The sequence below is a fragment of the Pacificispira spongiicola genome (assembly GCF_012926505.1).
GTDB classification, from domain to species: Bacteria; Pseudomonadota; Alphaproteobacteria; order UBA8366; family Aestuariispiraceae; genus Pacificispira; species Pacificispira spongiicola.
On sequence record NZ_JABBNT010000001.1, the window covers coordinates 887,010 to 900,642 of the forward strand.

Annotated in this window: 12 protein-coding genes; 3 read left to right on the forward strand and 9 right to left on the reverse strand. The window is 59.0% G+C overall.

Annotated features, from left to right (window positions below):
- Positions 1 to 134: 134 nt before the first annotated feature.
- Positions 135 to 1,277: an amidohydrolase family protein gene (locus tag HH303_RS04105; protein WP_169623911.1), complete on the reverse strand. Its 1,143-nt coding sequence runs from the start codon at positions 1,275 to 1,277 to the stop codon at positions 135 to 137.
- A gap of 207 nt (positions 1,278 to 1,484) precedes the next feature.
- Positions 1,485 to 2,264, reverse strand: a complete 780-nt coding sequence (locus tag HH303_RS04110) for a MipA/OmpV family protein (RefSeq protein ID WP_169623912.1) — start codon at positions 2,262 to 2,264, stop codon at positions 1,485 to 1,487.
- 486 nt (positions 2,265 to 2,750) lie between these two features.
- Between HH303_RS04110 and HH303_RS04115 the strand changes: the two genes are divergently transcribed.
- Both HH303_RS04115 and HH303_RS04120 read left to right on the forward strand, forming a co-directional pair.
- Complete coding sequence (locus HH303_RS04115) at positions 2,751 to 3,476, forward strand: response regulator (protein ID WP_169623913.1); 726 nt, start codon at positions 2,751 to 2,753, stop codon at positions 3,474 to 3,476.
- Positions 3,473 to 4,849, forward strand: a complete 1,377-nt coding sequence (locus tag HH303_RS04120; RefSeq protein ID WP_169623914.1) for a sensor histidine kinase — start codon at positions 3,473 to 3,475, stop codon at positions 4,847 to 4,849. The genes HH303_RS04115 and HH303_RS04120 overlap by 4 nt, the downstream gene beginning before the upstream one ends.
- A 244-nt stretch (positions 4,850 to 5,093) precedes the next feature.
- Here HH303_RS04120 and HH303_RS04125 read toward each other — a convergent pair whose 3' ends face one another.
- Both HH303_RS04125 and HH303_RS04130 read right to left on the reverse strand, forming a co-directional pair.
- Positions 5,094 to 5,327 carry a hypothetical protein gene (locus HH303_RS04125; RefSeq protein ID WP_169623915.1) on the reverse strand — a complete coding sequence of 78 codons (234 nt, stop codon included), beginning with the start codon at positions 5,325 to 5,327 and terminating at the stop codon, positions 5,094 to 5,096.
- A gap of 174 nt (positions 5,328 to 5,501) precedes the next feature.
- Positions 5,502 to 7,004 carry a CoA-acylating methylmalonate-semialdehyde dehydrogenase gene (locus tag HH303_RS04130; RefSeq protein WP_169623916.1) on the reverse strand — a complete coding sequence of 501 codons (1,503 nt, stop codon included), beginning with the start codon at positions 7,002 to 7,004 and terminating at the stop codon, positions 5,502 to 5,504.
- Positions 7,005 to 7,106: 102 nt separating this feature from the next.
- Here HH303_RS04130 and HH303_RS04135 point away from each other — a divergent pair, with 102 nt between their 5' ends.
- Positions 7,107 to 7,997, forward strand: a complete 891-nt coding sequence (locus tag HH303_RS04135; RefSeq protein WP_169623917.1) for a LysR family transcriptional regulator — start codon at positions 7,107 to 7,109, stop codon at positions 7,995 to 7,997.
- Positions 7,998 to 8,020: 23 nt separating this feature from the next.
- Here the strand turns inward: HH303_RS04135 and HH303_RS04140 are convergent, their stop codons facing one another.
- The 5 genes from HH303_RS04140 to HH303_RS04160 all read right to left on the reverse strand — a co-directional run bounded on the left by HH303_RS04140 (position 8,021) and on the right by HH303_RS04160 (position 13,621).
- Complete coding sequence (locus tag HH303_RS04140; protein WP_227421504.1) at positions 8,021 to 8,845, reverse strand: ABC transporter permease; 825 nt, start codon at positions 8,843 to 8,845, stop codon at positions 8,021 to 8,023.
- Between the two features lie 2 nt (positions 8,846 to 8,847).
- Positions 8,848 to 9,804 (reverse strand): ABC transporter permease, encoded by a 957-nt coding sequence (locus HH303_RS04145; RefSeq protein WP_169623919.1) that lies wholly within the window; start codon positions 9,802 to 9,804, stop codon positions 8,848 to 8,850.
- 85 nt (positions 9,805 to 9,889) lie between these two features.
- On the reverse strand, positions 9,890 to 11,416 hold the full coding sequence (locus tag HH303_RS04150; RefSeq protein WP_169623920.1) for an ABC transporter substrate-binding protein: 1,527 nt from the start codon (positions 11,414 to 11,416) through the stop codon (positions 9,890 to 9,892).
- Between the two features lie 55 nt (positions 11,417 to 11,471).
- Positions 11,472 to 12,908 (reverse strand): sulfatase-like hydrolase/transferase, encoded by a 1,437-nt coding sequence (locus HH303_RS04155; RefSeq protein WP_169623921.1) that lies wholly within the window; start codon positions 12,906 to 12,908, stop codon positions 11,472 to 11,474.
- Positions 12,905 to 13,621, reverse strand: coding sequence for a class II aldolase/adducin family protein (locus HH303_RS04160; RefSeq protein WP_169623922.1), 717 nt, complete (start codon positions 13,619 to 13,621; stop codon positions 12,905 to 12,907). The genes HH303_RS04155 and HH303_RS04160 overlap by 4 nt, the downstream gene beginning before the upstream one ends.
- Positions 13,622 to 13,633 lie beyond the last annotated feature (12 nt).

Here is a 13,633-nt window from a genome sequence, read left to right on the forward strand (position 1 = left end):
CCCGCGTCATTGGTAGGTTGCTTTAACGTGCGACCCCGCAGTTTCGATCGGGTCGGCGCTTCAAATCCATCTGCCCCGCTCGTCAGCGGATGGACGGAAGACGCCTGTCCGCAATGCCGGTCGGGGCAGACGTGTCAGACCTTTATGCCGAACAGCTTTTCCGCATTCCGGAACGCAATTTTCTCCTTGGCCTCGCGGGGCAGATCCACTGCCCGAAACCAGTCGGTTCCTTGCTTCATGTCTGCAAACGGGTAGTCGGTTCCAAACATCACCCGATCCACGCTGATGTATCTCAGCAGAAGATGAAGCAACTCATCCTGGAAGAATGCACTGGTCGTGTACCAAAAATTATCGCTGAAATACTGCCCGATCGGCTTGTTCAGCGAGGCTTCGGTCGACTCGGCCATATCGCCTACAATACGCTCGTAGTAGAATGGAAGCCCCTCTCCCATATGGCCAATAATCATCTGCAGATTGGGGAACCGGTCGAACACCCCCGTGATGATCAGTCGAAGGCATTGAGTAATCACCTCCTGATGCCACCCGTATCCGGACCCACTGAAAATGTAGTTCTGGAACTGCTGATCATATCCAGACCGCGTGGTGTTGTAATAGATATTGAAGACGTCTTCCGGTGGGAAACCCGGATGCATGTAGATCGGCACGCCAAGTGCCTCGGCACGCGCCAAAACGGGCTCAAACTCGGGGTGATCGAGGAACTTATCGCCGATGAACCCATTGGTCATGGCCCCCACGAAGCCATCTTCCCGAACGGCACGTTCAAGTTCGTCCGCCGAGGCCTCCGGATCCCGCAGCGGCAAGGTCGCATAGGCCTGGAACCGCCCCGGATAGATGGCCATCGGGCCATCGGCGATCATCTTGTTGAGACGATAGGCAAAATCGATGCCTTCCCGACCGGAGACATTCTGCACGCCCGGCGTATGGGCGGAGAGGATTTGAACATTGATTCCCGCCACATCCATCGCGCCGATGCGGCCGGGGCCGATCTCGGCAAGGCCGGTTTCCTTGAGATACTCTACGTGCTCATCGTTAATCGCGTTCAGCGCTATCAGTTCGTCGGTGGTATAGGTCTCTTCCGTGGCGATGAATGCCAGGTCCCGGTCTCGCGACGCGATGACCGAAGGTTCTGTCGCAGCGGCGCGGGAGACGATGGCCGGCGCGGCCAATCCGGTACCGACACCCAGTGCAGCCGCGCCACTCAAAAAATTGCGGCGGCCCATCACCACGCTCTTCAGGGGGTTTTCGATCGGTTTCATATCAGTTTTCGCTCCGGTGTTTGCGTTGTGCTGTTTGCGCGCGGCTCCCGCTTCTGAGCGCCACGGAACCTGGTGTCAGGGCACAACAATTCTGCTGTCGACGCCGACTCGAAGGTTGTCGGCAGCATCTACATTTTCAGGCGTCGTTTTCGCGTCGTCGCTGATCGCTGACGGATCCGCGGGCAACCGTTAGCCAACATTGATCGCTCAGAATTTGTAGGAAACGGCCATCCCGCCAAAGAGAACGCTATCGTCCTTGCTGATCGGGCTATCCGCCGCGTCGCCGATCAATCGAGAATACTCGACCATCGTAAGAACCTCCCAGTTCTCGGTGACCGGATATAGGAAACCAACGTCCGCACCGACCGATTTTAGGCCGGACTTTGCGGTGTACTGCGACAGGCCGGAGCGCGCCGACTGCGTCGCATTGATACCGAAGTAGTTTTCCATGTAGTTGTCATCCGACCATGTCGAGGAGAGTCCGAGCAGGATCGCTGGTCCATTCGCATCGCCGTCGTCGGATTCCGGCGCACTTGACGCGGAGCCTTGGCCCATCATCCCCCCGACGGGGATCATGGTTTCGACACCGAAGGACGCTTCCAGCGAGTCGGTGCCGCCGAGATGCCGGGTCAGTTCGACAAATGGGGTCACGGGACCAAGCTCATATTCAAGGCTCAGGTTTGCGGTTGCCGCGCCATCGACGTCACCCAGCCCCTTCAGGTCGGAACTATCGCTTTCGTCGCGACCCCACTCATAGTTGAGGCTGACATTTACGGTGAAGTCATTGTCGTCGTAAACGACGGCGCCCAATCCGTCTTCCGTCGTAAGGTACACCGTGTCGTTCCATGTAACCCCCAAGATCGGGAGGAACATGACGTCCATTTCATCGGACCCCTCGTACTTGGATTCATATCCCACGCCGCCGCCGATCTGAAATTCCCATTCGTCCTCGGCCGACGCACTCCCGGGGAGCACACCGATCGCCATCAGCAGCCCCGCTGCGACGCCCTTGCGACAAACCATGTAACTCATGTTCTAGCCCCTTATTCAGCTTTGCCATTGAAATCTCGATGCTGGGCAGCCTAGGGGCGACATTTCACACCCGTATGTCAGCAAGGACGTTGAATTGTAAAAAAGTGTGACAGCGAGTCCGTGCGTCGATCGCCCTTAGACGAGCGTCTCGGAAGCGCTTTCCGATCCACCGATGTTTCACTCTGGTGATCGGACATTGCTCCAGCGGCACGAATTCCTCGACGACCGGCGCGTGCCGGTCTTCGCCCGGCACGTCATGCCCGCGTTCTAGTGGCGGATTGCCTGAATGATCAGTTGCGTCCGGGAAAATCTGTAAAAAAGTGTGCCACCAAGGCACCTTGGCATACTTTGATACATATTCCCGCTTCTTGGACGCGACAAAATTGATTATCCGCATAACTGTAACGCGACGCATTGAGGTGATTGGAGATTCTGAACGCAATGCCGCCGAAAAATCCTCACATCTTGGTCGTCGACGACCACAGGAATATCCGGGAGCCCTTGGCGAAATATCTCGGCGAGAACGGGTTTCGCGTTTCTATGGCCGCCAATGGTGCGGAAATGGATACCGTCGTTAAAGCCGCGTCGATCGACTTGATCGTTCTTGACATCCTGATGCCTGGCGAAAGCGGGTTGGAAATCTGCAGGCGTATTCGAGAAACACGTGACATACCGGTCATCCTGCTATCAGCCGTTGTCCACGAGACTGACCGAATTGTTGGGCTGGAGATCGGGGCAGACGATTACTTGACCAAGCCATTCAATCCGCGCGAGCTCTTGGCACGGATCAAAGGCGTGCTGCGACGGGTACATAGCTTACCTAAGCAGTATTCGGGAATTGAAGCAGGCCAGATTGGTTTCGGGGCCTGGGTTCTGGACGTGGACCGTCGAGTCATTAGGAAGGAAAGTGGCAGTGAGGAAACCACACTTAGTACGGTAGAGTTCAGACTGTTAATGACCTTTCTCGACCATCCGAAGATGGTTCTCTCCCGCGATCAGTTGCTCGACATGGTCAGCAGTCGCGCCGCCGATGTGTTCGACCGGTCCATCGATAATCAGGTCAGCAGACTTCGTAAGAAAATCGAAGTGGACCCCAAAAATCCAGAAATCGTCAAAACGGTTTGGGGTGGCGGTTACATGTTCACTTTGGATGTAGCCCGCCGATGAGAAAGCTTCACAGCACGATTGCGGGCCAATTGATGATTCTTATCATCGGGACCGTCCTACTGTCTCAAGCCATCATCCTCGTCGTCTTCTATGTTAAGACGGACGAAGGTATTCAAGAACAACAGATCAGAATGATCATCGAGGAAGTCGCTACTGCTTATGAAATCGGGCGCACAACATCGGGTGCCGAACGAGAGAAACTTTTACGGGCAGCAAGCGATCCAGATATTCGATTTAGTGTTGAAGATTTCCCTCTTACCCAGAACAGGTTCGATGTTCCGGACGACAGTATTGCCCATATGCCTAAAATTCTGTCGGGAATGCCGATATTTGCCACTGACAATGCGGTGCCGTCCTTAAGTATTTGGGAGTTCTGGTTCGCGGAGAGACGCGAGGATTGCCTTGTCGGTGAGGTGCGATCCCATCAAGAAGACGCCTGTCCGATCGATTACGTTTCGATAAAATTGAATGAAAAGGAGTGGCTCAACGCCAGAGTTTTGTCGCCGGTGGATGAATTGGTGATTCTTCTGCCGGTTATTCTGTCCGCCGGCCTTACGCTCGTTGGAATCTTGGTGATCGTCACGATCATCGTCAAACGCATCACGGCGCCATTGCGGAATCTATCTTTGGCCGCCGAGCGGTTTGGTCAAGGCGAGGCCGTCGGCTACGTTGAGGTGGAGGGGCCTGACGAGCTCAAATCCACGACAACCGCATTCAACACCATGCAAGAACGTCTTAGCCGATTTGTCGAAGACCGGACGAAAATGCTGGCGACCGTCAGCCACGATCTGCGAACCCCCATCACCTCCCTACGATTGAGAGCGGAATTCATCAAGGATTCAAAACTAAAGTCCGAAATGATCGAGACCCTTAAGGACATGGACTCGATGGTCGAAGGTTGTCTGGCTTTTGCTAAACAGGATGTCCAGGAAGAGAAAAGCGAAACCATCGATCTGGTCGAGACTCTTTTGAATCTCGCAGGAGAGTTCCCAGGGGTCGCTTTTTCGACAAATCTACGGGCCCTCGGATATCTCTGCCGACCTGTCTCATTGCGACGGGCAATTCGAAATGTGATCGAAAACGCCGTTAACTACGGAAGTAAGGTTCGTATAACCGCCGATTCAGATGATGCTGGTATTTCGATTGAGATCATCGACGAGGGGCCCGGTGTACCGGACGAGATGCTCGACGATATCTTCGAGCCATTCTTCCGGGTCGACGAAGGCAGAAACACGGAAACAGGGAATGTCGGCCTCGGACTCTCGATAGCACGCACAATCGTCCACAAGCATGGCGGGACGATACGAGCGACCAACGAGCTCAACGGGTTGAAAATGAGAATCTGGTTGCCGGGCCAGATCAATAGCCCTTAGCCCTCCCGAACAGAAAGAAGCCATTCCGGGGGAAGGGGGCGACAATATGAAATCCAAGACTCTGCATGCCCCGGACGGTCAGGTCTGACGTGCGACCCGATGCTCCTCCGATCAATGGGGATGGAAATTCCTGGCGCCGTTCGCCTGGAGGCTCGATCTTCCATCGATCTTTTGCACCTTTTCCAGACGCTCGCCGACTTTGCTGCCGTAGACGTCTAGAACCGGTTCCCGCAGCCGCAATTCGCTATGTCACGGGAACTTGGACAATTTGGCCCTCAATCAACCCCAATGCGGCGATGTCCGCGCCATCCAGTTCTTTTTCGACCGACAGGCTTTGATCGGGTGTCGTCGATTTGCGATCCGCCACCACTTTCAACGCTTTTTCCTTGTCAGGGATTGCGGCGGCAAAAAAATCTTTATGCATGAAGCCGTCCGAATCATCCCTGGTTTCCAGTAAGACGAGCCATCCTTTGGTCATGATGTCGCTCCCTTTCTGTTTCGGTCCGACCATGGTGAACCTGTGAAAGAAGCGATTCAAGGGATCGACACAATTTTGTGAAGACGACCGCCCCGGCGGAGTCGCCGACGTCGGCGAGCAACGACGGCATAAAGCATTGGGCCGGGGCATTTTCGATGCCCCGGCCCATAGTCATTACCCAAGGGTGGGCATGGAGAACTGTGCGTCCTGGCGTTGGCCGGTCGGCCAGCGGACCGTGGTCGTCTTGATCCGGGTATAGAAACGCACCCCTTCCATACCGTGCATCGCGTGATCGCCGAAGATCGACGCCTTCCAACCGCCGAAGGAATGGAACGCCATCGGCACCGGGATCGGCACGTTAACGCCGACCATGCCGACCTCGATATCCTGAGCGAAGGCACGGGCCACGTCGCCGTCGCGGGTGAAGACGGCGGTGCCGTTGGCGTAATTATGGCCGTGGATCAGGTCGACCGCGTCCTGGTACGAATTGCGGCGCACGACCGACAGGACCGGGCCGAAGATTTCGTCGCGATAGATCGACATGTCCGGCGTCACATTGTCGAACAGCGTCCCGCCGACGTAATAGCCGTTCTCATAGCCCTGCTGCGTCTGCTTGAAGTCACGGCCGTCGACGACGAGCTTGGCGCCTTCCGCAACGCCCGCATCGATGTAACCCTTCACCTTATCGCGGTGCTGCGCAGTGACGACCGGCCCCATTTCGGAGGCCTTGTCCGATGCCGGGCCGATCTTCAGCGCCTGAATCTTCGGCACCAAGCGTTCGACCAATGCATCGGCAACGGCCTCGGTAACCGGCACGGCGACGGAAATCGCCATGCAGCGTTCCCCAGCGGAGCCGTAGGCGGCCCCCATCAGCGCGTTCACGGCCATGTCCATATCCGCATCCGGCATGATGACCATGTGGTTCTTTGCACCGCCCAGCGCCTGCACACGCTTGCCGTTAGCCGTGCCCGTGGCATGAATATACTGGGCGATCGGCGTCGATCCGACGAAGGAAACCGCCTTCACGTCCGGATGATGCAGCAAGGCGTCGACCGCGACCTTATCCCCCTGCACGACGTTGAAAACGCCGTCCGGCAAGCCCGCTTCGCTGAGCCATTCGGCGATCAGGATCGACGCCGACGGATCGCGTTCCGACGGTTTCAGGATGAAGGTATTGCCGCAGGCCAGCGCGACCGGGAACATCCACATCGGCACCATGGCCGGGAAGTTGAACGGCGTGATGCCCGCGACGACGCCCAGGGACTGACGGATCGCCTGCGTGTCGATGCCGGGGCCGACATTTTCCGAAAACTCGCCTTTCAGCAGGGTCGGCGCGGCGGTCGCGAATTCGACCACTTCCAGGCCGCGCGTGACTTCGCCCAGCGCATCGTCATGGGTCTTGCCGTGTTCGGCGGAAATCGCTTCCGCCAGTTGTTCCGCGCGATCCCACAGGATCGACTTGAACCGGTCCAGAATGCGCGCGCGGCGCAGCGACGGCGTCTTGGACCATTCCGGCCAAGCGGCCTTGGCCGCGGTGACGGCAACATCGACATCCTGAACATTGGCCAGGACGACGGACTTTTCGGACTCGCCCGTGGCAGGGTTGAAGACGGGCACACGACGGTCGGACGATCCTTCGGTGCGACTGCCGGCGATGTAATGGGCGATATCGGACATGGGCGCTCTCCTTTAAATGTTGCGCCCATTCTTCATGTTGTAATTTTCATAACAACCGGATAATCGTAAAACTCGTTATGTATTTTTGCATATAGGATTGTTATGAACTGGGACGATGGACGACTGTTCCTCGCCGTGGTGCGCGCCGGTCAGATGCTGGGCGCGGCGAAGTCGCTGGGGATCAATCAGTCAACGCTCAGCCGCCGCATCGCCGCACTGGAACACTCCTTGGGAACGAGCCTGCTGGTCCGACGCACCAACGGCTGCGAGCCGACGGAAGACGGTGAGATCCTGGCCGCGTCCCTGGAACGGGCGGAGGCGGAATTCCTTCAGGCAAGCTCCCTCCTCGACCGGCCGGGTCCGGAAATTTCCGGCACGGTTCGCATCGGCGCGCCGGACGGGTTCGGCGTTTCCTTCCTGGCCCCACGACTGTCCCGGCTGGCGGACCGGCACCCGAACCTGACGCTGCAACTTGTCCCGGTGCCGCAGATGTTTTCCCTGTCGAAGCGGGAAGCGGATATCGCGGTGATGATCGGCCGCCCCGACCATGGACGGCTGGTCGCGCGGAAACTGACGGATTATACGTTGAGCCTCTATGCCGCGCGACGCTATGTGGAGGCCCATGGCCGTCCCGATACGCCGGACCAGCTACGCGGTCATCGGTTGATCGGCTATGTGGAGGATTTGATCTTCACGCCGTCCCTGAATTACACGACGGCCTTCTGGTCCGGTTGGCGGTCGAGCATCGAAATCTCCAGCGCGACCGGACAGTTCGAGGCCGTGCGGTCCGGCGCCGGGATCGCGGTCCTGCACGACTATCTGGCGGCCGATCATCCTGACCTCGTCCCGGTCCTGCCCGAAATGTCCGTGAAGCGCGCTTATTGGATCGTCTATCACGAAAGCCTGCGCGGCATCGCCCGGATCAAGACCGCGACATCCTTTCTGACCGAAGCGATTCAGGAAGAAGCAGACCGTTTCGTTCGCGGGCACTAAAGACGAATAAACACGGAACGTCATCAGTCCTTCATACCGCTGGCCCTATGCAGCATCCAGTCCACGACGAAGTTCACGGACACCGTCAACAGGGCGATCGCCGCCGCCGGGATCAGCGGCGTTATATCGCCGAAGGTGATCAAAGTGGCATTATCGCGCACCATCGAGCCCCAATCCGCCATCGGCGGCTGAATGCCGAGCCCCAGGAAACTGAGGGCCGAAATCGCCAGGAAGACGAAACAGAACCGCAAGCCGAATTCGGCGATCAACGGCGCGGTAATGTTCGGCAGGACTTCCCGTATCATGATCCAAGCCAGGCCCTCGCCGCGCAATCGCGCGACCTCGACATACTCCATGACCGCCACGCCGGACGCGGTCGCCCGGACCAGACGGAAGACGCGGGTCGAATCCACCGCGGCGATGATCAGGATCAGCGCCGGTATCGACGTTCCGAACAGCGACAGCAGGAACAGTTTGAAGATCAATTGCGGCACCGACATCATCATGTCGACGATGCGCGCAAGCATCTGATCGATCCACCCGCCGGTCACTGCCGCCAACAGGCCCAGCCACATGCCGATCAGGAAGGTGATCATGGTGGCGGTGAAGGCGATCCCCAACGTGTTGCGGCCGCCATACAGGATCCGGGTCAGCATATCCCTGCCGAGGTTGTCCGTTCCCAATACATGGAGCGCCGACCAAGGCATATAGGCGCCGCCGACAACCTCGCTTTCCCGGAATGGGGCAATCCAGGGCGTGGCGACCGCTAAAAGGGCATAGACGCTAACGACAACAAGGCCGAACAACGCCGTCTTCGGAATTTTGGCGCGGAACAGGGTCGAAATCATCGTCACCTCGGATGCAGGAGGCGCGGGTTGGACACGATGGCGACGACATCCGCGGTGAGGTTGAGCAGGATGTAGGCTGCGGCGAAGATCAGGCAGGACGCCTGAACCACCGGCAGATCGCGACTGGCGACGCTGTCGACGAGCAGTTGACCGAGCCCCGGATAGACGAAGACGACCTCCACCACCACGACCCCGGTGATCAGATAGGCGAGGTTCAACGCCACGACGGTCACGATCGGCGCCACTGCGTTCGGCAAGGCATGCCGAAAGATGACGCGGGCGTTGCTCATCCCTTTAAGCCGGGCCATTTCGATATAGGGCGCGGCCAGCAGATTGATGATCGCCGCCCGCGTCATCCGCATCATATGCGCGACGACGACCAGCACGAGACTGAACGCGGGCAAAATCGTGCGCAGCAGGCGTTCCCCCATTCCCATATCCGGCGCGATGCTGGATAAGGATGGAAAGACCGCGAGTTTTACCGAAAAGATGAAAATCAGGACATAGCCGATAAAGAATTCGGGCAGCGCCACCGACGTCAGGGTGCCGACCGTGACGGCCCGATCGAAGGTGCTGTAACGCCAGAGCGCCGCCGCCATCCCCAGGACAAGGGCGACCGGCACCGAAATCGCCGCCGCCGTCACGGCCAGGAACAGCGTGTTGGAAAATCGCGGTACGATCAGGACGGAGATATCCCGACCCGTCGCAACCGACCGCCCTAGATCGCCCTGAACCACGTGAATCAGCCAATCCCCGTATCGAACCAGGGCGGGGCGATCGAGGTTCATTTCCTTCCGCAAGGCCGCAACCGTCTCCGGCTCCGCCGACTGGCCGAGGATCGCCTCCGCCGCATCGCCGGGCAGTGCCTCCACCGCGAAGAAGATGCCGAACGACACGATCAGGAGGCCGATAAGACCCAGACCGAGCCGCATCGCGACGAGCTTCAGGATCGACTTCATCCGCCGGTCCTTCGGCAAGGGACTCGCACGGCGGGCATGCGGAACCGCAAACCCGTCGCGATTGTCGCCGATACCGGCATACCGATCAGGTCTTCCACCAGCGTTCGACGAAGCGCAGTCCGTCGAGATCGAAATTGCTGCCCACCGTTTCGGGCGCGCCCACGGTATCGCGGCGAGCCGAGATGTAGTTTGCGAACATGGGGATCACGACGCCGCCATCGTCCCGCACGATCGCCTGCATTTCGTGATACATCTCGGTGCGCTTCGTTTGGTCCAATTCCGCGCGCGCGGCACTCAGTAGCTGGTTGAAGCGTTCGTTCCCCCAGAAACTGTCGTTGAACTTCGCGTCCGCCGCATAGGCCGTGGTGAACATCCAATCCGCGGTCGGACGACCGCTCCAATATACCGCCGTCCACGGTTTCTGCATCCAGACATTCTTCCAGTATCCGTCGTTCGGTTCCCGCACCACGCCGATATCGATACCGCAGGCCGCCGCACTTTCCCGATACAGCGTCGCGGCATCGACCGCGCCGGTAAAGGCGGCATCGGCGGCATGCAGTTCAACGGAAACGCTGTCCAAACCGGCCTGTTGCAGGTGATATTTCGCCCGATCCGGGTCGTATTCACGTTGTTCCAGATCATGATTGAAAAAGACGTTCGATCGCGAAATAGGATGATCGTTCCCGACCGTCCCATAGCCGCTGAGAATCTTATCGACCAGCTCCTGCCGGTTAATCCCATATTTCAGGGCCTGCCGCACATTGACGTCGTTGAACGGCGCCTGACGCGTATCCATGGCGAAGGTGAAATGCTGGGTTCCCGCCGTTTCCATCAGCGTCACACCGGGCGACCGGGCGACAAGCCCGCCGGTCTTCGGATCGATCTTGTCGGCGATATCGACCTCGCCGGTGGTCAGCGCCGTGACCCGGGCCGTCGCGTCCAGGACCGTCAGCAGCTCGATTTCATCGAAAAACGCCGCATCGGATTTCCAATAGTCCGGATTTCGGACCAACTCCGTCCTTACGCCGGGTTCAAAGGCCTTGATCTTATAGCCGCCGGTCCCGACACCCTGGGAAAAATCGATTTTCCCATCTTCCGCCGGGAAGACCGAAAAGTGGTAGTCGGCAAAAAGATACGGGAAATCGGCATTGCCCGACTCCAGTTCGAAGACGACCCAATCGCCGTCCGCCCGAAGATCCACGACCGGCGCGACCAGCGACTTCACCGCCGATTTGCTGTCCTCTCCACGGTGATAGTTGATGGACGCAATCACATCGTCGACACTCAGCGACTTCCCGTTATGGAAGGTAACACCCTTCCGCAAACGGAAACGCCATGTTTTGGCATCTTCGCTGGCCTCGTAATTTTCCGCCAATTCGCCGCGCAACGACCCGTCCGGCGCGATTTCCGTCAGCATGTTGTTGCGCCCGTAGGTCTGCGCCTGGATGTAATTGTTGGCGTAGGTAGCGGGGTCGTAGCTGTCGGACGTGCCGCCATGCCCCATCGCGACGCGGACATGGCCGCCGGCATTCGGCGTGGCCTTGGCGGCAGTCGGTAGCACGGGCAAAAGGCCGAGCGCGGCAGCGCCCTGTAAAAGAGTACGGCGGTTCATTTGCATCAGATTTCCCCTGTTCTGAGTGATCGTTTTTTGAAACACCTCTCACCCGTCACCCGATCGGCGCGGGCGTATGGTTGAAGGCGACGGAACGGCAGGCCTCAGGTCCGCCGAATTCCGCGATACGGCGCGATTGGTCCTCGAATGCGTCGGCATTCACCTGATCGGGATCGCAGATCGCCTTCAGCCGCATCAGGCCTTCGGCGCGTGCGGCAACATGGTCCGGCACCATGGACTCGCCGAGGTCGAGACATTCTTGGGAGTCGCTTGCACGATCGAAAAGCTGCGGCGGCGCTCCGACATAATGGACGTATTTCCATCGGTCCCAGCGCACCATGTAGCTGGCGGTCGAAGAACCGCCGTCGTGATATTCGCTGAACACGGTCCGCCCGGGATCGTCCGGCATCGACGCCAGATGCCGCAGCGACTGTCCAGGCAAGTGTTCGCTGAATGCCTGCGCCCCGAATTGATCCGCCGCCGTCGCGGCAATATCGACAAGCGATACCGGGGTAGCGACCCGATGCCCAGCCGCGAAACCCGGTCCCGCAGCGATCATCGGGACCCCGACGGCCCCTTCGTACATGACGGATTTTGCCCAAAATCCATGGTCGCCGAGCATTTCCCCGTGATCGGAAGTGAAGACGACGCAGGTATCCTCCGCTTGGCCGGAGGCTTCCAGCGCAATCAAAACACGGCCGACGCAATCATCCATGAAGGATACCAACGCGTAGTAGGCGGCCCGTGCCGCCGCCGCGCGTTCCGGTGTGAAATATCGGTCGTAATCGAAAAACCCTGCAATGTGCTTGAGTTCCGGATGCGTCGGCGCGTCCACGGCGTCACGGCCGATCGGCATGGGAATATGCGCGGGGTCATATAGGTCCAGGAAGGGTTTCGGCGCCCGCAGCGGATAGTGCGGCGCGACGAAGGACACGAATGCCGCCCAAGGCGCGGTGTTCTTTGACCGGATCGCAATCCAGTCCGACGCCTTCTCGGTGATCGCGGTGTCGAACCGGGTATAGTCGCTTTCCCCTTCGCCGACATCCGCCGCCAATTCGGCGGCTCCGCCGAAGACCGGCGGGTCCTTGCGCAGAAGCCCCACGGTCCAGCCCCGCCCGTCGACAACATGCATCGGCAGGAATTCCTCGACGAAGCCGTTATCGTCCGCCGAAGATCGGAAATGCAGCTTCCCAAACGACCGGACGCTGACGCCCTGATCGCGCACGGCATGCATCCAACCGGCCGGGTCACCGTAATAAGGGGCGGCACTGTCCCAATGCCCCGTGTGGTGCACGTATCGGCCGGTGGCGAGCGCCGCGCGCGCCGAAACGCAGATCGGCGACGGCGTATAGGCGCGTTCGAACACAGTGCCGCGCGCCGCAAGCGCGTCCAAGTTGGGCGTCCTGACGAGGGCGTTGTTCATGCAGCCCAGAACGTCCCGCCGCAATTCGTCCGCAACGATGACCAGGAGGTTGCGCGCCTTGGCGGTCATGCGCGGTACTCCGGCTCTTGAAAGTCCAGAATATCCCGTATCGCCGCGAGATGCTTATCGGCAAAACCCGGATACTCCTCCCACTGGCGGGCCGTTTTTTCCGCGACCGCGTCCGTGGCGACATTCAGGTCGGCGCCGGTGGACAGGGCGGTGATGTACGTTTCGGCGGCCCGTTCGAAATAATAGATGTCGTCGAAACACTGAGCGACGCTCGCGCCGACGACGAGGATGCCATGCTGTCCCATGAGCAGGATCGACCGGTTGCCGAGGCATGTTGCAAGCCGCTCCGCCTCCACGCCCAACCCCATGCCGTCAAAGCCGTCGTCGATCGCGACGCGGTTGAAAAATCGCATTGTGTTCTGGTCGATCGGCTTCATCACCGGATCTTTCAAAGACGCCAGGGCCGTCGCGTAACGGGAATGCAAATGCATGACGCATCGGGCACGCGGGATGTTTCGATGAAGCGCGCCATGGATGGCCATGGCAGTCGGATCGACGTCGCCTCCCGTCGCCGTTTCAACATCCGCGTCGAGCTCCAACAAATCGGATGCACGCATCAGCGACCAATGACGGCCATAGGGATTCATCAGAAATCGCCGCCCGTCGTCCGATACGGCAAGGCTGTAGTGATTGGCGATACCTTCGTGCAGCCCAAGCCGCGCGGTGTATCGCAATGCTGCGGCAAGGTCGCGTCGTGCCTCAACGGTGTTCATCTGTTTCTCGCT